The sequence below is a fragment of the Bacillus sp. JS genome, assembly GCF_000259365.1.
In the GTDB taxonomy this organism is placed as follows: domain Bacteria; phylum Bacillota; class Bacilli; order Bacillales; family Bacillaceae; genus Bacillus; species Bacillus stercoris.
Map to the genome: position 1 here is coordinate 2347185 of NC_017743.1, position 23466 is coordinate 2370650.

The window sequence follows — 23466 nt, forward strand, 5'->3', positions numbered from 1 at the left end:
GTTAAGATGCACCTCCTGCACGCTCAAATACAACCCCGTGGGCGATAGTCGGGATGCTTTCTTTTTGCTGGATCATCGTCGGGCTTAACAGCGCACCGGTCGCCACGACAAATACACGGTTTAATTTTCCTTCTCTCAGCTGCTTAAAAATATGAGAGTAGGTGACAACCGCTGAACAAGCACAGCCGCTCCCCCCGGCAAAGACCTGCTGATCTGGGGTATAAATCAGAAGCCCGCAATCATCATGCTTTGTGCCGACTGGATAACCATCTTCTTTTAAGAGATCTTTTACGATTGGAGAACCGACGCCTGACAGGTCACCTGTCAGGATAAGATCGTAGTCATCCGCTGTCCGGTTTAGATCTTTAAAGTGCTGCTTAATTGTATCAGCTGCAGCCGGAGCCATGGCCGATCCCATATCAAAAGGATCTGTAATTCCTAAATCAGAAACCTTTCCGACAGTCGCACTTGTGATTTGAATATCACTCGGTGTCTGACTGATGACAACTGCGCCGCTTCCGGTTACAGTAGAAGTGGCAGTGTCCGGTTTTTGGCCTCCGTATTCTGTCGGATAGCGAAACTGTCTTTCCGCTGTTGCATTGTGACTGCTGGTGGCAGCGAGTGCCCTTTTGGCAAACCCGCCGTCAACTAACGCTGACGCGACAGCCACTGTTTCCATTGATGTTGAACAAGCGCCAAACATACAAAGAAACGGGATTTTTAAATGTCTTGCCACGTAGTTAGCCGTCACGTTTTGGTTCAGCAAGTCGCCTGCCAGCAATAGATCAATATCATCTTTTGTCAGATTGTTTTTTTGAAGCGCAACATTTACAGCGTCTTCCATTAGCTGCCGTTCCGCCATTTCCCAGCTTTTTTGATTGCAATGCATTTCGTCATAGGTTTTATCAAATAGAGAGCCGAGCGGTCCGTCTTTTTCCTTTGGTCCTGCTGCCGTTCCCGCTGAGTTCACAAATAAGGGATGTTCAAATACCCAGGTTTGCTTTCCTGTTAATTTCATTATCTTCTCCTCCTATGACATCAGTTTCTCAAAAGCAAACCGAATCATTCCAACGATGTATGCAGCCACAACCCCGAAAACAATTACATTTCCTGCCAGTTTAAACATATTAGTCGCTACCCCAAGCACTAACCCTTCGCTTTTATATTCAAGTGCGGCGCTTGCCATGCTGTTGGCAAATCCTGTGACAGGTACGGCTGAACCGGCGCCTGCGAATTGTCCGATTCTGTCATAGATGCCGAACCCTGTAAGCAGGGCAGAAATTAATATCAGCGTTGCAGCCGTTGGATTTCCTGCAGTTTTTTCATTAAAATCAAAAAAATGGATGTAGAAATTTTGCAGACCTTGCCCGATTGCACAAATCAGCCCGCCCACCAAAAAGGCTTTTACACAGTTCCAGACGTAAGGCGGCTTAGGCTGATATGTTTTTACTTTTGATTTGTAATTTTCTTTAATGTTTGTCATCTTGAAACCTCCTTATGAATGGTCAATAAAGTACAGCCAATGAAATAAAGATCCCGCGATTTTCCCAATCACGATGGCCATTAACAGAATAATGATTTTACTTCTGAGCCCGATTCGTTTTGCCAAAATCGGCAGGACATTTAAAACCTCTGTAAGGGCAGCCGCTAGCATCCCGACAAACAAACCTGCCAGAAGTCCGACCGGCACAGCTATCCATTTTGTCAGATAAAGATGATTCATATGAAGCGTCTCCCATCCCCCGCAAACCGCGCCAAGAATAACAGCCGCTTCATAAGCCTGGACAAATCTCATTGTTTTGGTGAGCTGCATCAGCCGCGGAATGATCCCCATTACGGTTAAAAAAGCAACGAAACCTGCCCCCACCGTTATGCCTCCGCCGAGCCCGACAAAAATAATGAACAATACACTAACGATCATGCAGATCCTTTATGGTTTCTTGATTCTCGTGCATGGCCACATATTGATCGAGATCAAGCTGATAGTTAAACATCTCAACCTCCAGCGGGCTGGGCTCTTCATTTAGGCGCTTTTTAAATATGTGGTTGAAAAACACGATCATCCCCAGTCCCAAACCGATGCTGTATGGGATTTGAAGCAAATATGGATAGTCATTCCTCTCTCCGGTTATGATTTCATATAGTGCGATATGAACATCTCTCATGCTTACATCCTCATGAAAGTTCATGATGGCAAGACACGATCCGATAAACAGAAGCAGCCAGACACCGATAAACAGAACCGTTGATAATTTCCGTTTTCGATACTGAATTTCAACAATGGCTTCTGCTCCGCCTACTGTTTGAACATCAAGTGTCGGATCTTGTAAGTGAATGGCTTTGAGGACCTGTATGATATCCAGAATTACGATATTTTTATCTTTTTCGCTCACTTGATAAAGCGGCATAGCCGAAAGTTTCTTTTTCAGCTGAAGCTGCCCTTCTATCTGTGCGGCATCTCCAACGGTAATCATATCCCCTGGATGTGCCAGCACCCGGTGGCGAAGCCGGATAAATATTCGTCGTTCCATCATTGATCACCATCTTTCGGTGGTTATATATGTAGTATGTGGTTCGATTTTGTTCTCATTCATCCGCTCGAAAAGACCATAAATTACCACGCTTTTGCACACAAAAAAGCTAGCCTGCACTGCAGACTAGCCATCCGTATGATCCATTTGAACCTTGATCTGTTTTAATATTTTCTTTTCAAGCCTGGAAACCTGTACTTGAGAGATCCCGAGCCGTTCAGCCACCTCGGACTGTGTCTGGTCCTTATAATATCTGAGATAAACGATTAGTTTTTCCCTTTCCTCCAAATCGCTGATCGCTTCTTTCAGCGCAATTTTGTCAAACCATTTTTCTTCTGAGTTGTCAGCGATTTGATCAAGCAGGGTAATCGGATCTCCGTCATTTTCATAAACGGTTTCGTGGATTGAAGATGGAGCCCTTACCGCCTCTTGGGCCAGTACAACGTCTTCTGCTTCAATCTCCAAATGGTCTGCGATCTCCTGCACCGTCGGCACTCTGCCCAGTGTTTTCGAAAGCTCATCCTTGGCGCGCCGAATTTTGTTTCCGAGCTCTTTTAATGACCTTGATACTTTTACGGTTCCGTCATCACGGATAAACCGCTGGATTTCTCCGATAATCATAGGCACTGCATACGTTGAAAAACGCACATCATAGGTTAAATCAAATTTGTCAACAGATTTTAACAGCCCGATGCAGCCGATCTGGAAGAGATCGTCAGGCTCATATCCTCTGTTTAAAAACCGCTGTACGACAGACCAAACAAGACGCATGTTTTTTTCTATGAGGAGGTCTCTTGCCTGCTGGTCGCCATTTTGGCTTTGTTTGATTAACTCCTTTACTTCATGATCCTTCAGCTGAGCGTTTTTGCCGTTTTTCTTAACCTCCACATCCATAACAAATCTCCTTAATTACAAAGCGCTTTGCTTTTTGATAAGTGCTTTGTTAAGCGAATCGTTGTTCCCATTTCAGGCGATGAATCGATACTGACATCATCCATGAAATTTTCCATAATGGTAAAGCCCATTCCAGAACGCTCAAGCTCAGGCTTAGTCGTGAATAAAGGCTGGCGGGCTTCTTCAAGATCTGTTATGCCCAAGCCTTCATCACGAATGGTCATATATACGACATGATCCTCCAGCGTTACAGAAATGTAAACTTTTCCGTCACAGTTTTCTTCATATCCATGGATAATCGCATTCGTGACAGCCTCTGACACGACTGTTTTGATTTCAGTCAATTCATCCATTGTCGGGTCCAGCTGGGCTATAAATGAAGCAACTGTCACACGGGCGAATGATTCATTCTGGCTGAGGGCAGAAAACTCAAGGTGCATTTCATTTTTCATGATGCCACCCCCAGTGTAAGCAGAGCCTTCTGCTCAGATTGTTCAAATCGGATAATTTTAAACAGACCTGACATATCAAACAACCGCTTCACCGCAGGAGAGATAGCGCAAACGACCATTTCTCCGCCAATTTGCTTAATTTGCTTGTATCTTCCTAAAATGACGCCAAGCCCCGAGCTGTCCATAAAGGTAAGGTCCTCTAGGTTCAGCACGATATGGCGAATATCATCCTTCTCCAATGATTGAGTCACTTTTTGTTTCAGGGTTTCAGCCGTATGGTGATCGAGTTCGCCTGTTAATCGAATACAAAGCACAGATTCTTTGACATGCATGTCAATTCCAAGGCTCATGCTCATTCCTCCTTGATATGATCGGATATATAATGAGTGTTTCGATTTCGACGGAATGAATTCCTTCACCGTGACAAAACTAGTGGTCATTCGGCATAATTACTTAAATTTTGTCCAGTCTCCCATCGTCCGCTTCAAGAATGTGATAAACCCGGCTTTCTTCATATCTTCTTTTGCAGCAACTGGACTTTCAGCGAGTACTTCTCCATCCTTTTTCAGAACAAGAGTGCCAAGCTCTTGGCCTTTTTGAATCGGAGCACTGATATTGTCCTTCATCTTAATTTCTTTCTTCACATTGTTCATATCCTCGCCTTTTTTCGTCAATATTGAAATCGGCTCAGATGTAGTGAGTTCGATCAATTTTTGTTTCCCTTTTTTGACCTTTACTTTTGCTACTGTTTCATTTCGTTTATATAAAGGATGCGTTTCATATTGACTAAAGGCGAAATCAAGCATCTTTGTCACTTGCGCGTTTCTTTCTTTAGGTGTGCTCGCTCCAAATACAACTGCGATGGCCCGCATGTTCCCTTTTTTAGCCGAAGCAGTCAGACAATATTTCGCTTCACCTGTATAGCCTGTTTTGACGCCGTCTACACCAGGGTAAAACTTGATCAGGCGATTCGTATTCACAAGCCAAAACTTTTTATCTGTATTTTCACGCAGGTAATCTTCATACGTGCCGGTAAACTTCGTAATTGATTCGTATTTCAATAATTCCTTAGCCATGATTGCCATGTCATAAGCAGAGCTGTAATGTCCTTCCTCTGTCAATCCGGTCGGGTTTTTGAAGGATGTATTTTTCAATCCCAGCTCTTTTGCTTTTTTGTTCATTTTCTGCACAAATTCTTCTTCAGAGCCGGAAATAAATTCAGCCATGGCTACAGAAGCGTCATTTCCTGAAGCGATTGCGATACCCTTCAGCATTTCTTTGACAGTCATTTCTTCGCCGGGCTCAAGGAAGATCTGTGAGCCGCCCATTGACGCCGCATGCTCGCTTGTACGGACCTTATCACTCATTTTGATTTTGCCTTTATCTAAAGCTTCCATAATCAAAAGCATCGTCATAATTTTCGTCATGCTTGCAGGCGCCAGTCTCTCATTACTGTTCTTGTTGTAAAGCACTTTTCCCGTGTCACGTTCTATCAGCACCGCAGACTTCGCTTCATGAGCAAGCTCCGATGTGCGTTTTCCGTCTTGTTTTGCAAATGCAGACGGTGCAAATGTAAGCAGCATTATACCAATCAACAAAGTGGATAAAAGACGTTTCATCTCAAAAGCCCTCCATTTCATAATCCTTTTTATTTTTTCCAAGCGGGATGGTTTTATACGCCACTGATGGAAAATGTTTCGAATTTTGGGCACAAAAAAAGACAGCTGTGTGATATCCGACACAGCTGTCTTTTGGTCCTGCTTTGATTCTTTTTTATTCGTATTGAGCGACGACCGCTTTAACAAGCTTCAAAAATCCAGCTTTTACTTTTTCAGTCACTTCCATTACTTCATCGTGACTTAAAGGCTGATCCAGAATTCCGGCTGCCGCGTTAGAGATGCAGGAAATGCCGAGAACCCGCATTCCCGCATGATTCGCCACAATGACTTCCGGAACAGTAGACATGCCGACTGCATCAGAGCCCATCGTTCTTAAGAAACGGACTTCTGCCGGTGTTTCGTAAGAAGGTCCTGTCACAGCAGTATACACGCCTTTTTGAATTGGAATATTAAGGTCTTTCGCAATCTTTTCAGCCAAGCTGGATAGCTCTTTGTCATAGGCTGAAGACATATCTGGAAATCTGGCGCCGAAATCAGCTTCGTTTGGCCCGATTAACGGGTTTGTCCCCATAAAGTTGATATGATCGGTAATAATCATTAAGTCTCCCGCACGGAATTCAGTGTTGACACCGCCTGCGGCATTTGTCACGATCAATGCCTCCACGCCGAGCGCTTTCATCACGCGTACTGGGAATGTCACTTTCTCCATTGAGTAGCCTTCATAGAAATGAAAGCGGCCTTGCATTGCAATGACGGAAACTCCTTCAAGAGTGCCCAGCACAAGCTGTCCCGCATGCCCTTCAACAGTAGATACCGGGAATTCAGGTATGTCTTCATATTTCAGCTTGACCGGATTTTCGATTTCGTTCGCCAAAATGCCAAGACCTGAGCCTAAAATAAGGCCGATCTTCGGAGATTCCGGCAGGTTTTGTTTAATAAAAGCGGCTGCGCGTTCAATTCTGTCCTTCAAGAAACAGTCCCCCTATTGTAATAAAGATAAAAAGCTTTTCCCGTATTTCGGTTTATTTGTTTGGAAATTATCAGCGATCGTTGCGCCGATATCGGCAAATGTATCTGCGAGCGGCAGCATTTGCGCTTTTTTATGTTTTTTGCTGTAAGCGAGAATCGGCACATACTCGCGTGTATGGTCAGTCCCATGATGAATCGGATCATTGCCGTGGTCTGCTGTAATAATCAACAGATCATCTTCTTTCATTTTTTCAAACACTTCCGGAAGCCGCGCATCAAATTCTTCAAGCGCGCGTCCGTAGCCTTCAGGGTCACGGCGGTGTCCGAATAAGGCGTCAAAATCAACAAGGTTCGCAAAGCTGAGACCCGTAAAGTCTTCTCCCAGCGTATCGATCACCTTGTCCATTCCGTCCATATTAGAAACCGTTCTCCGTGAAGAAGTAATGCCTTCTCCGTCGTAAATATCAGAGATTTTACCGATTGAAATCACATCTAAGCCGCTGTCCTTCAATTCATTCATGACAGTGCGGTCAAACGGCTTAAGCGCATAGTCATGGCGGTTTGGCGTCCGTTTGAATTGCCCCGGCTCTCCGACGAACGGCCGTGCAATAATGCGGCCAACCATATACTTCGGATCAAGCGTCAGTTCTCTCGCCGTTTCACAAATGCGGTACAGCTCTTCAAGCGGCACAACCTCTTCGTGAGCGGCAATTTGCAGAACAGAGTCAGCAGACGTGTAAACAATTAAAGCTCCTGTTTCCATGTGCTCCTGGCCAAGTTCATCCAAAATCGCCGTGCCTGAAGCCGGCTTGTTTCCGATTATTTTGCGTCCAGATCTCTTTTCCAGCTCTTGAAGCAATTCATCAGGAAAGCCTTCCGGGAACACTTTAAACGGTTTATCAATGTATAAGCCCATAATCTCCCAATGGCCGGTCATTGTATCTTTGCCGTTTGACGCTTCTTGCATTTTTCCATAATACGCAAGCGGATGTTCTGTTTTTTCTACACCTTTGATATCTTCGATAAGACCAAGGCCGAGTTTTGCCATATTCGGCATATGTAATCCGTTCATATGCTCGGCAATATGCCCGAGCGTATGAGCGCCTTCGTCATTAAAGTCAGCGGCATCCGGCGCTTCGCCAATTCCGACTGAGTCCATCACAATTAAAAACACACGATTATATTTGTATGCAGGCATCTTGAAAGCCTCCTTTTTTTCTATACGTCTATTGTATCGCTAAGAGGTCTGACAACTCAAGTATAAACCGTTTTCATCCCCGTTGACAATGCATTTGGAAATAATGAGAAACTTCAATATTTTCTGTCGCTCTAAACAAAAAAGCCGCAGCCATCTGCGGCTATGCACGCGGATGAAACTGCTTGTACACATCCTTCAGCCTTGTTTTCGTCACATGCGTATAAATTTGCGTCGTGGATATATCCGCATGACCGAGCATTTCCTGAACCGCTCTTAAATCTGCCCCGTTCTCAAGCAGATGCGTCGCAAAGGAATGCCTGAGAGTATGCGGAGTCAGCTCTTTCTTAATCCCGGCTTCCAACGCGATTTTCTTCAGGTTCTTCCAAAATCCCTGGCGGCTGATCTGTTTGCCGTGATGATTTAAAAAGAGGGCGTCAGACACATTGTTCTTTAACAATTTCCCCCTGGCTTTTGTCATATATTCCTCAATGGCGGAAGCGGCTGCTTCACCAATTGGCACGATCCTCTCTTTTCTTCCTTTGCCGAAGCATCGGACAAACCCCATAGATAAATGAACATCCGACGTTTTCAATTCAATCATTTCACTGACTCGTATGCCTGTCGCATAAAGCAGTTCCAGCATTGCTTTATCCCGATAGCCGAAAGGGCTCGTCAGCTTAGGCGTGTCCAATAATCGCTCGACCTCATTGAGTGCGAGCACTTTCGGAAGCGCCCGTTCGGTCTTTTGTGTTTCGATATGAACGGAAGGGTCCTTGTCCGTCACTTTTTCCCTGAGCAGAAATTGATGAAAAGAGCGAATGGATGCCAAATGCCGCGCCGATGTCTTCCCGGATTTCCCCGAGTCCTTCAAGTGCTTTAAGTATTGGATAATATGTATGCGGGTCACGTGATTCCAATCCGTAACATGAAGGGTTTCTGTTAAGTAGAGAGAATAGCTTTTCAAGTCACGTTCATAGGATACGATCGTATTTTGAGAGAGCCCTCTCTCTACCATGACGTAGTGGATGAAATCCTTTATTTGATCTTTCACTCTTGATCTACTCCCCGTTTTGGTAAAAAAAGATCAACCGGTCGAACCATCCGCCTTTTTCATCCTGATCCATTTCCACAACTTTTACAGCGGAGCCTTCCGGTTTATCGTACCGATGATAGTTTTCATACTCTTGATTCACCCATATCATAGCATAATAGAACAAAGCGGTAAAACCGGTAAACAGGATGAAAACTTTCAATGCATCGACAGTTGTTTTCAGGAATCTTCCCATGTCCTAATCGATCCTTTCCCTATGGTTCCAGTTATATAAACCATATGCCAAATCAGAAAGGTTTTATACATAGAAACAGCAAAAAACCCTTTCCCCAGGAGAAAAGGTTCGCGCTCGGCACCGTCTATTCAGTTTCTTTTCCGTTACAGCGGTGGCAAATGCCGTGAAACGTTAATCTATGATCTTTAATCTTAAATTTCCAATCACGTTCAATGATTTCTTCCACGTCTTCAAGCAAATCTTCTTCAATTTCATCAACGGCCCCGCACTCCATGCACACCAAGTGGTGATGAAAGTGGGCTGCGCCCTCTTTCCGAAGGTCGTAACGGGATACGCCGTCTCCAAAGTTAATTTTATCAACGACTTTTAATTCAGTTAATAATTCAAGCGTACGGTATACTGTAGCGAGACCGATCTCAGGAGATTTCTCTTTTACGAGGAGGTATACATCTTCTGCGCTTAAATGGTCTTCTTCGTTTTCAAGCAGCACTCTTACTGTCGCTTCACGCTGGGGCGTAAGTTTATAGCTGGATGAGTGCAGTTGTTTCTTAATTCGATCAATACGGTTTTCCATGTCTTTCCCTCCTACGCCGCATTCCATGACTCATTATAACAAAATAAGCGCAGAGTTCCAACTATAATTATTATAAACTGATAAATAAAACGATTTTCTTTTAATAATTATTTTAAAAAAGTTTCGATGTAAGCTTTTCCATTAATACAGGAGATAAGTATGCTTCAAAGAGAGACGAAATCAGCGCTAAAAGCAGAATAACCAGCAGCACAAAGGCATACCGTCCGAACCATTGAATCGGCGCGTCATGCAGGCTTCGTTTCACGAACAGCTGCCTGATTAACTTTAAAGAAAACGCAATCGCACACGTACCCATAATGAGATACGCCGGAATCAGCAGCACATTTTGCGGCAAAACGGAGACAAATGATAGAAAAAACCCGCTTACTCCCATCTGATTGACAAGGAACCCGACAGTAAAGCCGACGACGATCCCTTTCAGAAAGATCATGATAAAAATAATCGGCATGCCAATGACGGAAATCCCCAGTATCCACATCAGCCCTAAATATTTTGCATTATGAAAGATACTTTGTCCAAACATATCAGATGCACTTGCTTGTTTTCCATCCGAAAGCTGTCCGAAAAATTGGCTTAAATAGTAATATAAATCTTCTTTCTGGCTGATCGTCATGCTGTTGACAATAATCGCGCCAAAGATGACACCCATGAAAAACAGCACTGAAACAAATATATAAAGAGAGAGATGATCTTTGACGTGCCTGAGAAACATGTCCTTATAAGAGATTTTTCGCATACCGTTTCCTCCCGCCCGCTCTATTGATTTGATTTAATAGATTGTATGAAAGAAACACAAAAAGATGCCCCTTTTCAAAAAGAAACGATAGAGAAGAATGCTAGGCGGTTTTTTGGACGAAAAAAAATCCTTATCATCAACTGCCGTATGATCATAAGGATTCTTATGCTTGCGTTTATTCAAAATCTCTTATTTGCTTTTTGTCATTCTTTCATGTGTGCTGAAAGATGGTGTACTGCCTCTTGATGATAAGACGTCACGTCCGCCGTTTCTCAGCCGATGCTCCCGCTTCTTTTTTGCCTGGCTTTTTGCCATGTGATCACTCCCTTATTTAGTAATGATAACAAAATTGAACACGGATAAGAAAAAACAGCACCCTGCTAAGGTGCTGTTTAGCTGCTTTTATTTTACTGCTGCAAGAGCTGCATGCTCGACAGCTGCTGCTACCTCATGATGGACTTTTGAATCAAGCGGCTGAGGGACCACATCGCCTTGTTTTGTGCAGGCTGCTATTGCCTCTGCTGCTGCGACAAGCATATCATGATTAATTTCCTTGCTCTTTGCGTTAAGCGCTCCTCTAAAAATCCCCGGAAAACCGAGTACATTATTAACAGAACGCCCGTCAGCTGCATATGCGGCGCCAGCCTGCAGTGCGGCCTCCGGCTCAATTTCCGGCTTCGGATTTGATAATGCCAAAATCACCTGGCCGGAACGTACAAATGCCGGTTTGATTAACCCCGGAACTCCAGTTGTAGCAATGACAATATCACATGTTTCCATGAGCTCCTCAATACTGGAAACTGCATGTCCGCCGTATTGTTCAAGACGGTTCATTGCCGCCTCTGATTTATCTGTTCCGTACACTGCTTTCACGCCATAGGCCATGAACATCCGGCAGATGGCGACGCCTGCTGCGCCCAAGCCGATTTGCCCCACTTTCGCTTCCTTGAGGTCAACCCCCGCACTCCTGCATGCTGAGATGGCAGCTGCCAGCGTCACTACAGCTGTACCATGCTGGTCATCGTGCATAACAGGGATGTTCAGCTCCTCTTTTAGGCGGTCTTCGATCTCAAAGCAATGCGGCGAACCGATATCCTCTAAAAGGATGCCGCTAAAACCAGGAGAAATATGTTTTACCGTTTTGATGATTTCTTCCGGATCACTCGTATCAAGCAATATCGGGATGCCGCTAATGCCCGCCAGCTGATCAAATAAAGCAGCCTTTCCTTCCATGACAGGCATGCCTGCGACAGAGCCGATATTTCCAAGACCTAAAATAGCGGTTCCATCGGTTACAATCGCGACAGAATTGCTGATCGTTGTATATATAGAAGCCTTTTCAGGTTCTTTTTCGATCAATCGGCACACATCTGCAACACCTGGTGTATAGACACGCCCCAGCTCTGCCAGTGAACGGATCGGCATTTTGCTTTTCATTTGGATTTTTCCGCCTTCATGTGCGGACAGAACTTCATCAGATACGGTGTGAAGTCTGATCCCTTCTCCGAGGGCCTGGACAGCCGCGATCACTTCCTGAAGCTGTTCTTCATTCTCCACTTGAACGGTAATATTCCGCATTGTGTAATTGGGGCCGACTTTTACAGTCTCCACTTCACCAATATCCCCGCCCAGAAGGCCGATTGCCGTAGCCACCCTTCCAAGATTTCCGGGAACCGAAGGCGTTTCGATCATCAGTGTCCGAATCATGTGTTTCGCTATCATTCAGTATCCTCCCCTATTAGCCTAGTTTTTCAGCTTTAACTGTATTGTTTTTCGTATACCATATAAATTTTCCTGTATAACCATAGATAATGGCAAGACCTATTGCTACAAAACTGAGCCACATAAACGGCAGATATGAGAAGGTAGAAACTCCTAGTATTCCCGCCATGTAAATCCCGTTATCAGACCAAGGAACCATACCTGAAGTTAATGTACCTCCGACCTCTGAGTTACGGGATAACACCCTTCTATCGAGATTCAAACGATCATAGCTGTCTTCCATAATTTTCGGAGTCAAAATAAGAGATACATACATCGCACAGCCGAAGATGTTTGCTAAAAACGCTACGATCAGCGTAGATAAAGTCACATTGCCCGGTGATGTCAGCTTCTTTTCAAACATAGAAACGATCACTTTTAAGACGCCAAGCTTTTCTAGCAGTCCGCCAAAACCAAGTCCAAAGATAATCACGACAAGGGAACTGAGCATTCCGACAATTCCGCCGCGGTTTAACAGGCCATTCAAAAATTCAACATCTGTTTTAATGGAGAATCCGTTGTATGCGGTAGCGATAGCGTCCGCAGGATTCATGCCTTGGAAAGCAACAGCCCAGATTGCACCAAGTAACGCACCAATCACGATAACCGGCATTGATGGTTTTTTCATCGCCAATAAGACAATAACAACAACAGCCGGGATCAGCATCCAAATATGAATGTCAAACGTATTTTGCAAAGATGATTTCAAGAAGTCAACTTTATCAAGGTCAATATTTTTCCCGCCGTACATAAAACCAGTAATTGTAAAGAGAATAGCTGTAATCACATATGCTGGCACAGATAAAAAGAGCATTGCTCTGACGTGGTCTAACACATCTACTTTAGATAGCGAAGAAGCAAGAACCGTGCTGTCAGACAAAGGAGACAGCTTGTCCCCGAAATAAGCGCCTGAAAGGATAGCACCGGCTACAAGAGGAAGCGGAATGCCTAACCCCTCTCCAATTGCGATCATGGCAATGCCGGCAGTTCCGACTGTTCCCCATGACGTACCTGTTGCGACAGACATAATTGAACAAATAATCAGCGTTGCAAGTAAAAAGATGCTAGGGTGAATAAATTCTAAACCATAGTAAATTAGTGTGGGCACAATTCCACCAGCGATCCATGTTCCAATAAGCGCTCCTACTGAAACAAGAATCAGAACGGCTTCAAGCCCATTTGATATTCCATGCAGGATCGCATTTTGCATATCTTTATAAGTATAACCGAGTCTGATTCCGAGAATCATTGCGATAAACCAGGAAATGAAAAGCGCGAGCTGTATCGGCAAGTCTAAAAAGACGGTAAACGACATGACAAGTGCTAAAAATGATCCTAGTACAATAATAATTTCAAATAGTGTTGGCAGTCTTACATCCTTCAAAAGAAGTCCCCCTTCATGTAAAAAGCTAAAACGCTTTCAATAAATAGTGCAACACGTATACTATACTTCCTCATCCCTATGTTGTAAACAGCTTATTCATCGGAATATCCCGAGATGAATAAGCTGTTTTTTGTTCAAATTTTATTTTTCTAATAGTTCTTTCCCAGCGATACCTGGTTTTGTCATTTCATATGGGTTTAAAATGATATCCAATTCTTCTTCTGTCAGCACATCATGCTGCAGGCAAAGATCGCGGACAGATTGCCCTGTCATAATTGCTTCCCGGGCAATTCTAGCTGCCGCTTCATACCCAAGATGCGGATTGACTGCAGTGATGACTCCTGCACTTTTTTCTACGTATTGCTTCAAGCGCTTTTCGTTGGCTTCGATGCCTTTTAAGCAATTATCAGTGAACGAGCGGAAGCCGTTATTCATGATGCTGATAGATTGAAGCAAATTAAAGACAAGCACGGGCTCCATGACGTTTAATTCAAGCTGTCCTGCTTCTGAAGCAAGGCAGATTGTATTGTCGTTTCCAATAACCTGGAACGCAATTTGGTTGATCAGCTCCGCCATAACCGGATTGACTTTTCCCGGCATAATGGATGACCCCGGCTGACGTGCAGGCAGAGAAATTTCCGCAAGGCCCGCGCGCGGTCCTGACGCCATTAAGCGCAGGTCGTTTGCGATCTTCGACATGTTCATCATGCAGACTTTTAATGAAGCTGATACCTCTGTATACGCATCTGTATTTTGTGTTGCATCAACAAGATGATCAGCGCCGACAAGAGGAAGACCGCTGATATCAGCAAGGTGCTTTACTACCTGTTTAATATATTCAGGATCAGCGTTTAGCCCTGTACCAACAGCAGTTGCGCCCATGTTGACTTCATACAGGTGCTGGCGCGATTGTTTGATTCGTTTAATATCACGCTCCAGAACACGGCTGTACGCTTCGAATTCCTGGCCAAGACGAATTGGAACCGCATCTTGAAGGTGTGTCCGGCCCATTTTAATAACAGAATCAAACTCCTGTGCTTTTTGCTTAAACACACTATGCATGTCTTCCATTGTTTTCAGCAGTTTTTCCAAGAGATTCAATGTGGAAATATGAATCGCAGTCGGGAACACATCGTTTGTAGACTGTGACATATTCACATGTGTGTTTGGGCTTAAATGGATATAATCTCCCTTTTTATGTCCCATGATTTCAAGAGCCCGGTTTCCGATAACCTCATTCGCATTCATGTTCATAGAAGTTCCGGCACCGCCCTGAATCGGATCGACGATAAACTGATCGTGCCACTTGCCTTCCAGAATCTCATCAGCGGCTTGTACAATAGCTTGGCCAATTCCTTCATACAGCCGTTTCACGTCCATGTTGGCAAGAGCCGCGGCTTTTTTTACTATCGCCAGTGCGTTAATCATTTCTTCATGGATTTTGTATCCCGTAATCGGGAAATTTTCAGAAGCACGGAGCGTCTGAATTCCGTAATAAACATCTGCCTCAATTTGTTTTTCCCCAAGGAAGTCTTTTTCCACGCGATATTCTTTTTGGCCGTTTAACATAATCTTTAACCTTCTTTCTCTTTGCTGGTTATCGTTTTTACATTTTACAGGACAACGTCATCAGCTATCGGCGTTTCCATAATTCTCTTGACGACAGGAAGATCCGAAGACTGACCTAGTGCCCACATCAATTTTGGCACAATGGCTTCTGTGTTCATATTTCTTGATCGGATAATTAAGTCTTGGTTGACTCTGCGGCCTACCTCGTAAATGCTCATGTCTTCGCCTTCTTCCAGACATTGAGTTGTAATGACGACGACAATGCCGCTTTCAATCAGCTCATTCACTTTTGACAAAATGTCTCTGCCTTCAAACGGCACCCCTCCGCTGCCATAACTTTCAATGACAATCCCTTTGTACATGCTTTTCAGGGCATCAAGCATTTCGGGCTTTAAGCCTGGATGCAGCTTCAGCAGACATACATCTGTGCAAAGTGAAGTATCAACTGCAAGGGTTTCGTTCTCAGGTTCCGTTACTTGTTTGTTGTATTCGATCCCGTCTTCATTGATAAAAGCGATATATGGGTAATTGATGCTTTCAAATGCGTCGTAGCTTTTCGTTCTTAATTTGATCGCACGCGTTCCTTGAATGACTCTGCCGTCAAATACAACGTAAACGCCGCCCACGCCTTCACAGGCAAAGCGAATGGCATCTGTAATATTTTTTTTGGCATCGGTTTTTTGGAACGTGATCGGAATCTGCGAGCCGGTGATGACGATTGGCTTTTTGGCATGCTGCAGCATATATGATAGTGCGGCAGATGTATAGGCCATTGTATCTGTACCGTGAGTAATAACAAACCCGTCATAGGCATCATAATTTTCCTTAACGGCTTCGGCTATTTTCACCCAGTATTCAGGCTGCATATTGGTGCTGTCTATATTCATAAGCGACTGAGTTTCCATCGTGTAATCGTTATCAAGTTTTGATACGTAACTTAGTAATTCATCAGCCTTGACCGCGGGAGCCAGCCCATTTTCCCCTTCAACTGAAGCAATCGTTCCCCCAGTTGTCAACATCAATAATTTTTTCATACCATGCACCTCTTCACTGTATCTAAAGATGGGTTGCGAGAAGGTATTCGCTTTTCGCATACTTTTAATGCAATTATAGACACGGAAAATAAAATACGCAAGACATTATTATTCAATTCGCGTACACTTCCTAATACCTATATGATATAATCAGCTCAAGGTGAAAAAGGAGCGGAAGTTCATGAATCTAGATCGTTTAACTGAATTGAGAAAAAAGAAAAATTGGTCACTTCAATATACAGCTGACCTTCTGGGCATCGCAAAAAGCACATATGCCGGCTACGAGTCAGGCTACCGACGGCCTTCTCTTGAGGCACTTGCCATGCTTGCTGACCTCTTTGACACAACCTGCGATGAACTTTTAGGCCGTGAGAAACAAAAGCAGACTGCTCCCCAGACCATTGAATTGGCCACGTGGAGCAGCCTTGACTTTACCATTTCTGTTGATGGCAAGCCGCTGAGTGAAGATGAAATCATCCAGCTGATTACCTTTATACGGACAAAAAGAAAAGTACAGGAGGAACTGAGTTAATCTTTAACTCACGGTTTAATTTTACCGTAGGTTCCTCCTCCTCCGGCTTTCAATTCCAGTTTTCCGGATCTCGCTTTTACGATAAGCGCCGCGGTTTTTGGCGGGACAACGTGAGCCAAATCTTCTTCTGCAGCCTCATGAAGAACAGCCATTTCTGTTCCGAAGGCTTTTTTTAGCTTGTCCAGCGTTTTCGGGCCTACACCCGGAACAAATTGCAGGGGGATCTGATGTACATATCGCGGACGCGGGACGCGAACTTGAGGCTGATCACTCAATTCACGCAATCTTTCGCTGACTCCCTTGGTAAATCTAACATTGCCGCAATTCGCGCACGATTTTTCCCCGCTCACGGCAGGTTCTCCGCACGCTTCGCAAGCCGTCTGATAATATTTCCCCAATAACGGGTCCAAGCCGTAATTTGCGATCATTTTCCTTTCATCTTGCCCTTTTAATGCAAGAGCAAACTCAGTAAAATCAGCTGATTGCACATATAGTTCATTATATTCTCTGCCGATTTTCCCCAACGAATGCGCATCAGAATTTGTTAAAAAAGGATACGGATTCAATTCAGATATGTGTGAAGCCATGTCTGTATCACAGCTTAATCCAAGCTCCACCGCATCTATCATTGACGGATCAAAAACCTCAGTTAAGCTTGATTTAACCCCTTTTCCATATAAGCTTTTATGCGGTGTAAAGATATGGGCGGGGATAAAAAGACCGCCCATTTCCTTGACTTTTTGTTGCAGGTTTAAGCCCGTTTCATATATCCGCTGTGAGCTTAAATGAATATTTTTCAGCCTGGCTGACAGCCAGTTTGAAAACTGCTTCATATCAGCCAGCTTCGGCATAAATACAAGCACATGGATCGGCCCGCTGCAGTCTTCATCATAAATCTCCAGCTCGCTCCCCAATAAAAGAGTCGTACTGCGATAACGGATTCCTCCCCCATCAAGCTCGCGATATTTTCCAGATGAAATGCCTTCCTCAAGCTCTAGAATGACTTCCGGAGAATGACAGTCGATAATACCGAGGAGTTCAATTCCTTTATGTTCACTGGCTTCAACCAAAATCCGGTCCAGCGTTAATGTTTTGGCGCCTGTTATTTTGACAGCCCTTCCTGTAAAGGTCCGGCCTATATGAATGTGCAAATCCGCGTAAATCTTTTTCATTTTTGTGCTTGGAGCGCTTCTTTCAGTTGAAGATATTGAATCGCATAGGCAGTTTTAGCATCATATACTTCACGCGATTCAACCAGCTTTAGCGCATCTTCAAGCGTCACCTCCATCACTTCAACAAACTCGTCCTCATCAAGCTCCCGTTTTTCTTCGAGTACAGAAAGCTCCTCAGCAAGAAATACGTGAACGATTTCATCAGCGAAGCCGGGAGAGGTATAAAACGCAGTTATTTTTGTCAGTTTTTTTGCTGTATAGCCGGTTTCCTCCTCAAGTTCCCGAAGTGCCGTATACTCCGGCTCCTCACCTTTTTCAAGCTTTCCGGCTGGAATTTCAACGATTGTCCGCTCAAGCGGCTTACGGAATTGTTTGACCAAGATAATGTTCCCTTCATCTGTGACGGCTAATACCGCTACTGCTCCAGGGTGTTTCACAATTTCACGTTTACTCGTTTTGCCGTTTGGCAGCTCTACATCCTCGACAAATAGATCAATAACTTTACCTGAAAAGATCTGTTCTTTGGCAATTGTTTTTTCTTCTAATGATTTCATTTCTTCATCTCCCGTTCTGTCTCTATATGATGCCCCATACATTTTATCATACTAGAGAAAAGGAGGCCTTTTCGTGAAAGTGTACCGCATGCCAAAAGGTGTTGTCTTAGTCGGAAAAGCATGGGAAATTCGGGCAAAGTTAAAAGAGTATGGACGCACATTTCAATATGTAAAAGAATGGGTGTCAGAGCCGTAAAAGTTGAAACTTTAGCTCCTTTATATTACGGTCAATACAAAGCCTAAAAAAAGGAGTGTGCACATGAGAAAGCGCAAACTGGGTACATCTGATTTAGAAATAAGCGAAGTCGGACTCGGCTGTATGTCTCTTGGAACTGAAAAAAACAAAGCATTGTCCATTTTGGATGAAGCGATCGAGCTCGGCATCAACTATTTGGACACAGCGGATTTGTATGACCGGGGACGCAACGAAGAAATCGTCGGTGATGCGATCCAAAACAGACGCCAAGATATTATTCTGGCAACAAAAGCGGGAAACCGTTGGGATGACGGGAGCGAGGGCTGGTATTGGGACCCTTCAAAAGCTTACATAAAAGAAGCGGTAAAAAAGAGCCTTACACGGCTGAAAACTGATTATATCGACCTTTATCAGCTTCACGGCGGCACGATAGAGGATAACATTGATGAAACGATCGAGGCGTTTGAGGAATTAAAACAAGAAGGTGTCATCCGCTACTATGGCATTTCTTCCATCCGCCCGAATGTGATAAAAGAATATGTAAAGAAATCAAACATCGTCAGCATCATGATGCAATTCAGCTTGTTTGACAGACGCCCTGAGGAATGGCTCCCGCTTTTAGAGGAACATCAAATCAGCGTAGTCGCCAGAGGCCCTGTTGCCAAAGGGCTCTTAACCGAAAGACCCCTTGATCAAGCGGCAGACAGCATGAAACAAAACGGGTACTTGTCCTATTCATTTGAGGAACTGACAAATGCCCGCAAGGCAATGGAGGAAGTGGCTCCCGACCTTTCGATGACAGAAAAGTCGCTGCAGTATCTGTTAGCACAACCGGCTGTCGCTTCAGTGATTACAGGCGCCAGTAAGGTTGAGCAGTTACGGGAAAACATTCAGGCAGCAAAGGCGCGGCGTTTAACAGAAGAGGAAATCAAAGCGCTTCAATCTCATACGAAACAAGACGTTTATGAAGCCCACCGCTCTTAATAGAAAAATCAGCACCCTTAAGGGTGCTGATTTCATTTTGTTAACCGCGATTGAAAAACATGCAGGTTAGAAAAGACATGCATGGAAGCTGCCGACTCACAGGCTTGACAAGGTACACAAGTGTTTGTCGACACGCCTGAAACCAGCCTCTGTATGGGTGGCCGATTTATTTATATCGATGCCAATCCATTTGGCTTTCATTTAGGAGTTGTTCAAAACTTTTATTTTTTTCGATCTCTTTTTTCTTTCTGATCTGTTCTGCTTTTTCTCTTTCCTGCCTCTTTTCATCCTCTTCCTTCAATTGGCTCTTCATCTCCATAAGCTTTGCTTTGATATCGGATTGAAGGCCGTCTTTTAGCTGGTGTTTATCAGCGGATTTTTGTTTTTTCATGCAGACTTCCCCCATGTATTGTTTTGAAGCCAGTTTATCACGGAGCATATAAGCTGAACAAGCAAACTCTCTTCTGATAACTTTCTCAGCGGAGCAGTGTTTAGGTATAATGATCTTACACACGAATGACCTATATATTTCGTTGAAAGGTGCTGTGACTTTTGAAGAAAATCCTTTTGGCCATTGGCGCTCTCTTAACTGCTGTCATCGCAATCGGAATTGTTTTTTCGAACATGATTCTATTCATCAAGAAAAAAACGGACGAAGACATTATCAAAAGAGAGAAAGACGACGGACATGATGTGTTCGAATCATTTGAACAAATGGAGAAAACTGCTTTTGAGATTCCATCCGCTTACGGGTATAACATAAAGGGATACCATGTCGCACCGCATGACACTCAAAACACCATCATCATCTGCCACGGAGTAACGATGAATGTGCTGAATTCTCTTAAGTATATGCATTTATTTCTTGATCTCGGCTGGAATGTACTTATTTATGATCACCGCCGGCATGGCCAAAGCGGCGGAAAGACGACCAGCTACGGGTTTTATGAAAAAGATGATCTCAATGAGGTTGTCAGCTGGCTCAAAAACAAAACAAATCATCGCGGATTGATCGGAATTCACGGTGAATCGATGGGAGCTGTGACCGCTCTGCTTTACGCTGGCGCGCACTGTGATGATGGCGCTGATTTTTATATTGCCGATTGTCCGTTCGCATGTTTTGATGAACAGCTTGCCTATCTGCTGAAAACGGAATACAGGCTCCCGTCTTGGCCCCTGCTCCCTATCGCCGACTTCTTTTTGAAGCTGAGGGGCGGCTATCGCGCACGCGAAGTATCTCCGCTTGCTGTCATTGATCAAATCGAAAAGCCGGTCCTCTTTATTCACAGTCAGGATGATGATTACATTCCTGTTTCTTCAACCGAGCGGCTTTACGAAAAGAAAACCGGACCGAAAGCGCTGTATATCGCCGAGAACGGTGAACATGCCATGTCATACACCAAAAACCGGGACACGTACCGGAAAACGGTGCAGGAGTTTTTAGACAAAATGAAGGTCTCAACATAATAAAAAAGCGAAAGGCCTCGTCGGCTCTTTCGCTTTTTTATTTCACAAAACGTCGGTAATATCATCCATATGTTCTCTGATCCATTCAATCGCAAGGTCTATCGTTGTAAACTCCTGCGTCTCGAAGGTCATTTCATCCTGCAATAGCCAAACATCTTTCTTGACGGATTCTGCTCCTCCAATTGACCAGTGAAGCAAGGTATAGGGATGGTTTTGATTCAGGAAGGATACCCACGTTTTATTTTGTGCTGTGTTCTTCATTGCTTTCAGCTTTTGTTCCACGTTTCGCGTCTCCTACTTTACTAATATGCTCATTCTGGGGCTGAGCATTTCAGCCGGGCTTTTCAGCGCCAATGTTTTGGCTTTTTCATTGTAATCGATCGTCATTTGATCGTCAAAAAACACTTTTTGCGACGATTGGATATACAGCGGAATGCCGTTCGTTTCCAACTGCTCGCACTGTCCCGTTAATTCTTCTGTCAGCCAGATTGTCGGTACACCGCTTACCGCGCAGCCGCATCCTTCTGCATCGTAACGAAGCTGGGCTTTTTTTCCCGGGTTGGCGTCGAACGCCTGCTGCAGTGCCTGTTTCGCTGCATCTGTCACATGTATGTTCATAAGGTGAAACCCCCGTTTTCATCATTTTCGCTATTGTAGCATACAACACTGCCATTCGCATGGTTTCTGCCTTTTTTCCACCGCTTCGCATTTTCTTCTGCAGTCTTGATCCATTCATCTTTCCCTTGCATGTACTGTTTGATGCTGTCGGGATGCTGGGCCGCCAGCCGTTTTTTGAGAACGGCGTATTCTTTTGCTATGCTCGGATGAGCTCTGAGATAATCTCTGAATAACAGATGCCTTTCAATAGCAGGGTTTCCCTGTTCGTACAGATGGACATGATGGGTTCGTTTATTTCCGCCCTTTTGGAAATAACGCCTGCCCGCTATGCCGTTCTCACCTTTTGGCATATAGCCGATAGCCTTCATTTGTTCATCAAATTGGCTCACGGCTTCAATGCTCCTGACTTCAATTAACATATCAATGATTGGCTTCGCTGCCATGTTCGGTATCGATGTGCTTCCGATATGATGAACGGCGATCATCTCCGGCCCGAACACCCGCTTCAGCCGTTCTTTTTCTTCATCGAAACCTTTCGTCCATTTTTCGTTGTAGGGAACGACCTCAACTTTTCTTTTCGGATACAAATGAAAGACCGACAGCAATAGACCCTGCGCTGCTTTGACGGTTTCTGCTTTTTGGAATCCCGCCTGTGTATAGAGAGACACGGCCGGGATATTTTTCTCGGCTGTGACTACTTCGATTTTCTCAGCGTCTTCGTTCTGATCAATGACAAATTGCAGAAGTGCTCGTCCAATTCCTTTTCTAAAACCGTCAGGATGCACAACAAGCCTGCAAATGGTGAGATGATGCATGTTTTTTTCATATGAAATGACACCGATCAGCTTGCCGTTTTTCCGGTATCCCGCAAACCGTTCATGAGATGCTTGAATATCCTTCACCTTCTCTTGTAAAGCGGGAATGCCGTCAAAACCGATAATCTCTGTTTCCTTTATGTAAGAGGGGATCTGTACGGCTATAATCTCACGGGCTATTGTGTCTTCCTTATGCTGAAGAAATTCAATCATTCGTGTTCTCCTGAAACAGCCGCTGTCTTTCGACTTTTGCGACGCGGACTGCATACGACTCGTACCAAACACTTTTTCCTTTTTCTTTTGCCGCTTGGTGTTCAGTGTGATGCTTCCAAAGGGTAATTGCGTCCATACTGTCCCAATAGGAAACTGTGATGCCCCTTCCATCCGCTTCACGAACGCTTTCCACGCCTAAAAATCCAGGCTGATCCGCCGCAAGCGATACCATCCGCTCTGCCGTTTCTCCATATCCTGTGTCAGTTTCGCTTTTGACAGAAGAAAAAATGACGGCATAGTAAGGAGGCTCAGGTGTTTTTGATAAAAAATCCATCATATTTCCCCCTCATATGTTTTTGACAAACAGTACCCTGTCTTGGCCAGGGCCATCATAGTTTGCAAACACTGAGATGCCATTTACCGTCTTGGTGCCCTTTTCAATATCAAACCCCAATTTTGTGTGATATGCGATTGATACTTTATTCACTGGTGAAGTGACGCATTTCACCCGGGTGCATCCTCTTTGTTTTACTGTTTCAATAAATACATCGTATAATTGTTTTCCAATTTGCATTTTTCTGAAATCCGGATGCACACCGGAAAAATGAATGTACGCCGTTTTAGGATCCGATTGCGATTGAAATCCGATTAAAAATCCGGTCATGCTGTTATGTTCAGATGCAAGAAAGCTTGTGTCCTGAAAATGCTCAAAAAATAGTCTCGGCAATTTTTCTTTCAGCTGTCTGCCGCCCCACCATTCATTCATTACAGACGTTACCATTTCATAATCTGAAGACGTGATTGTTCGAATATCCATTACGATTTGATCTCCCTCCGTCTGGCAAAACGAATGTCAGCTCTTTTTCTCACAATATAAAAATTATATT

Annotated in this window: 30 protein-coding genes and 1 pseudogene; 4 read left to right on the top strand and 27 right to left on the bottom strand. The window is 44.2% G+C overall.

The window, feature by feature from the left end; translation table 11 throughout:
- Position 1: 1 nt before the first annotated feature.
- From spoVAD to ansA, 19 genes and pseudogenes are all read right to left on the bottom strand, one after another.
- The gene (spoVAD, locus tag MY9_RS11750; protein ID WP_014664476.1) at positions 2–1018 is read right to left on the bottom strand and encodes a stage V sporulation protein AD; all 1017 of its coding nucleotides are present in this window, start codon (positions 1016–1018) and stop codon (positions 2–4) included.
- Between the two features lie 12 nt (positions 1019–1030).
- Entirely contained in the window at positions 1031–1483 is a 453-nt protein-coding gene (spoVAC, locus tag MY9_RS11755) for a stage V sporulation protein AC (RefSeq protein WP_003223947.1), read from the bottom strand.
- Between the two features lie 12 nt (positions 1484–1495).
- The gene (gene spoVAB / locus MY9_RS11760) at positions 1496–1921 is read right to left on the bottom strand and encodes a stage V sporulation protein SpoVAB (RefSeq protein WP_003230463.1); all 426 of its coding nucleotides are present in this window, start codon (positions 1919–1921) and stop codon (positions 1496–1498) included.
- Positions 1911–2531: a stage V sporulation protein SpoVAA gene (gene spoVAA, locus MY9_RS11765; protein ID WP_041521368.1), complete on the bottom strand. Its 621-nt coding sequence runs from the start codon at positions 2529–2531 to the stop codon at positions 1911–1913. The genes spoVAB and spoVAA overlap by 11 nt, the downstream gene beginning before the upstream one ends.
- 126 nt (positions 2532–2657) lie before the next feature.
- Positions 2658–3425, bottom strand: a complete 768-nt coding sequence (sigF, locus tag MY9_RS11770; protein ID WP_003230458.1) for an RNA polymerase sporulation sigma factor SigF — start codon at positions 3423–3425, stop codon at positions 2658–2660.
- A gap of 11 nt (positions 3426–3436) precedes the next feature.
- Positions 3437–3877, bottom strand: a complete 441-nt coding sequence (gene spoIIAB, locus MY9_RS11775) for an anti-sigma F factor (RefSeq protein WP_014664478.1) — start codon at positions 3875–3877, stop codon at positions 3437–3439.
- Complete coding sequence (spoIIAA, locus tag MY9_RS11780) at positions 3874–4227, bottom strand: anti-sigma F factor antagonist (RefSeq protein WP_014664479.1); 354 nt, start codon at positions 4225–4227, stop codon at positions 3874–3876. Before spoIIAA ends, spoIIAB begins: the two co-directional genes overlap by 4 nt.
- Before the next feature lie 99 nt (positions 4228–4326).
- Positions 4327–5496, bottom strand: coding sequence for a D-alanyl-D-alanine carboxypeptidase DacF (gene dacF / locus MY9_RS11785; protein ID WP_014664480.1), 1170 nt, complete (start codon positions 5494–5496; stop codon positions 4327–4329).
- 154 nt (positions 5497–5650) lie between these two features.
- On the bottom strand, positions 5651–6466 hold the full coding sequence (locus MY9_RS11790; protein ID WP_014664481.1) for a purine nucleoside phosphorylase I, inosine and guanosine-specific: 816 nt from the start codon (positions 6464–6466) through the stop codon (positions 5651–5653).
- A 12-nt stretch (positions 6467–6478) separates the two neighbouring features.
- Entirely contained in the window at positions 6479–7663 is a 1185-nt protein-coding gene (gene deoB / locus MY9_RS11795) for a phosphopentomutase (protein WP_014664482.1), read from the bottom strand.
- 160 nt (positions 7664–7823) lie between these two features.
- The gene (gene xerD, locus MY9_RS11800) at positions 7824–8714 is read right to left on the bottom strand and encodes a site-specific tyrosine recombinase XerD (RefSeq protein WP_014664483.1); all 891 of its coding nucleotides are present in this window, start codon (positions 8712–8714) and stop codon (positions 7824–7826) included.
- A 7-nt stretch (positions 8715–8721) separates the two neighbouring features.
- Positions 8722–8949 carry a YqzK family protein gene (locus MY9_RS11805; protein ID WP_014664484.1) on the bottom strand — a complete coding sequence of 76 codons (228 nt, stop codon included), beginning with the start codon at positions 8947–8949 and terminating at the stop codon, positions 8722–8724.
- A gap of 124 nt (positions 8950–9073) precedes the next feature.
- Positions 9074–9523, bottom strand: coding sequence for a ferric iron uptake transcriptional regulator (gene fur / locus MY9_RS11810; RefSeq protein ID WP_003223972.1), 450 nt, complete (start codon positions 9521–9523; stop codon positions 9074–9076).
- A gap of 112 nt (positions 9524–9635) precedes the next feature.
- Positions 9636–10280: a stage II sporulation protein M gene (spoIIM, locus tag MY9_RS11815; RefSeq protein WP_014664485.1), complete on the bottom strand. Its 645-nt coding sequence runs from the start codon at positions 10278–10280 to the stop codon at positions 9636–9638.
- Positions 10281–10388: 108 nt separating this feature from the next.
- Positions 10389–10595 (bottom strand): annotated as a pseudogene (locus MY9_RS11820) (hypothetical protein); the annotation flags it as partial.
- Positions 10596–10682: 87 nt separating this feature from the next.
- Positions 10683–12002: a malic enzyme-like NAD(P)-binding protein gene (locus tag MY9_RS11825; RefSeq protein ID WP_014664487.1), complete on the bottom strand. Its 1320-nt coding sequence runs from the start codon at positions 12000–12002 to the stop codon at positions 10683–10685.
- 16 nt (positions 12003–12018) lie between these two features.
- Positions 12019–13425: a malate-H+/Na+-lactate antiporter MleN gene (gene mleN / locus MY9_RS11830; RefSeq protein ID WP_014664488.1), complete on the bottom strand. Its 1407-nt coding sequence runs from the start codon at positions 13423–13425 to the stop codon at positions 12019–12021.
- Positions 13426–13566: 141 nt separating this feature from the next.
- Positions 13567–14994 (bottom strand): aspartate ammonia-lyase, encoded by a 1428-nt coding sequence (gene aspA / locus MY9_RS11835; RefSeq protein ID WP_014664489.1) that lies wholly within the window; start codon positions 14992–14994, stop codon positions 13567–13569.
- A 44-nt stretch (positions 14995–15038) separates the two neighbouring features.
- Entirely contained in the window at positions 15039–16028 is a 990-nt protein-coding gene (gene ansA, locus MY9_RS11840) for an asparaginase (RefSeq protein ID WP_014664490.1), read from the bottom strand.
- Between the two features lie 181 nt (positions 16029–16209).
- Between ansA and ansR the strand changes: the two genes are divergently transcribed.
- Positions 16210–16560 (top strand): HTH-type transcriptional regulator AnsR, encoded by a 351-nt coding sequence (gene ansR / locus MY9_RS11845; RefSeq protein WP_014664491.1) that lies wholly within the window; start codon positions 16210–16212, stop codon positions 16558–16560.
- A gap of 8 nt (positions 16561–16568) precedes the next feature.
- Here the strand turns inward: ansR and MY9_RS11850 are convergent, their stop codons facing one another.
- Both MY9_RS11850 and nudF read right to left on the bottom strand, forming a co-directional pair.
- Positions 16569–17732, bottom strand: a complete 1164-nt coding sequence (locus MY9_RS11850; protein ID WP_014664492.1) for a TIGR00375 family protein — start codon at positions 17730–17732, stop codon at positions 16569–16571.
- Entirely contained in the window at positions 17729–18286 is a 558-nt protein-coding gene (nudF, locus tag MY9_RS11855; RefSeq protein WP_014664493.1) for an ADP-ribose pyrophosphatase, read from the bottom strand. Before nudF ends, MY9_RS11850 begins: the two co-directional genes overlap by 4 nt.
- 73 nt (positions 18287–18359) lie before the next feature.
- On the opposite strand from nudF, the gene mciZ reads away from it, so the two are divergent.
- Both mciZ and MY9_RS11865 read left to right on the top strand, forming a co-directional pair.
- Positions 18360–18482 (top strand): Z-ring formation inhibitor MciZ, encoded by a 123-nt coding sequence (mciZ, locus tag MY9_RS11860; protein WP_014664494.1) that lies wholly within the window; start codon positions 18360–18362, stop codon positions 18480–18482.
- Positions 18483–18545: 63 nt separating this feature from the next.
- On the top strand, positions 18546–19466 hold the full coding sequence (locus tag MY9_RS11865) for an aldo/keto reductase (RefSeq protein ID WP_014664495.1): 921 nt from the start codon (positions 18546–18548) through the stop codon (positions 19464–19466).
- 166 nt (positions 19467–19632) lie between these two features.
- On the opposite strand, the gene MY9_RS11870 is transcribed toward MY9_RS11865, so the two are convergent.
- Positions 19633–19857 (bottom strand): YqkE family protein, encoded by a 225-nt coding sequence (locus MY9_RS11870; RefSeq protein ID WP_014664496.1) that lies wholly within the window; start codon positions 19855–19857, stop codon positions 19633–19635.
- A 161-nt stretch (positions 19858–20018) separates the two neighbouring features.
- Here MY9_RS11870 and MY9_RS11875 point away from each other — a divergent pair, with 161 nt between their 5' ends.
- Positions 20019–20933, top strand: a complete 915-nt coding sequence (locus tag MY9_RS11875) for an alpha/beta hydrolase (RefSeq protein WP_014664497.1) — start codon at positions 20019–20021, stop codon at positions 20931–20933.
- Positions 20934–20975: 42 nt separating this feature from the next.
- Here the strand turns inward: MY9_RS11875 and MY9_RS11880 are convergent, their stop codons facing one another.
- The 5 genes from MY9_RS11880 to MY9_RS11900 are packed head-to-tail and all read right to left on the bottom strand — an operon-like array spanning position 20976 to position 23396.
- Positions 20976–21215, bottom strand: coding sequence for a YqkC family protein (locus MY9_RS11880; protein ID WP_014664498.1), 240 nt, complete (start codon positions 21213–21215; stop codon positions 20976–20978).
- 12 nt (positions 21216–21227) lie between these two features.
- Complete coding sequence (locus MY9_RS11885; RefSeq protein ID WP_014664499.1) at positions 21228–21551, bottom strand: iron-sulfur cluster biosynthesis family protein; 324 nt, start codon at positions 21549–21551, stop codon at positions 21228–21230.
- Positions 21548–22579, bottom strand: coding sequence for a bifunctional GNAT family N-acetyltransferase/GrpB family protein (locus MY9_RS11890; RefSeq protein WP_014664500.1), 1032 nt, complete (start codon positions 22577–22579; stop codon positions 21548–21550). The genes MY9_RS11885 and MY9_RS11890 overlap by 4 nt, the downstream gene beginning before the upstream one ends.
- Positions 22572–22916 carry an antibiotic biosynthesis monooxygenase family protein gene (locus MY9_RS11895; protein ID WP_014664501.1) on the bottom strand — a complete coding sequence of 115 codons (345 nt, stop codon included), beginning with the start codon at positions 22914–22916 and terminating at the stop codon, positions 22572–22574. Before MY9_RS11895 ends, MY9_RS11890 begins: the two co-directional genes overlap by 8 nt.
- A gap of 9 nt (positions 22917–22925) precedes the next feature.
- Complete coding sequence (locus MY9_RS11900) at positions 22926–23396, bottom strand: GNAT family N-acetyltransferase (RefSeq protein ID WP_014664502.1); 471 nt, start codon at positions 23394–23396, stop codon at positions 22926–22928.
- Positions 23397–23466 lie beyond the last annotated feature (70 nt).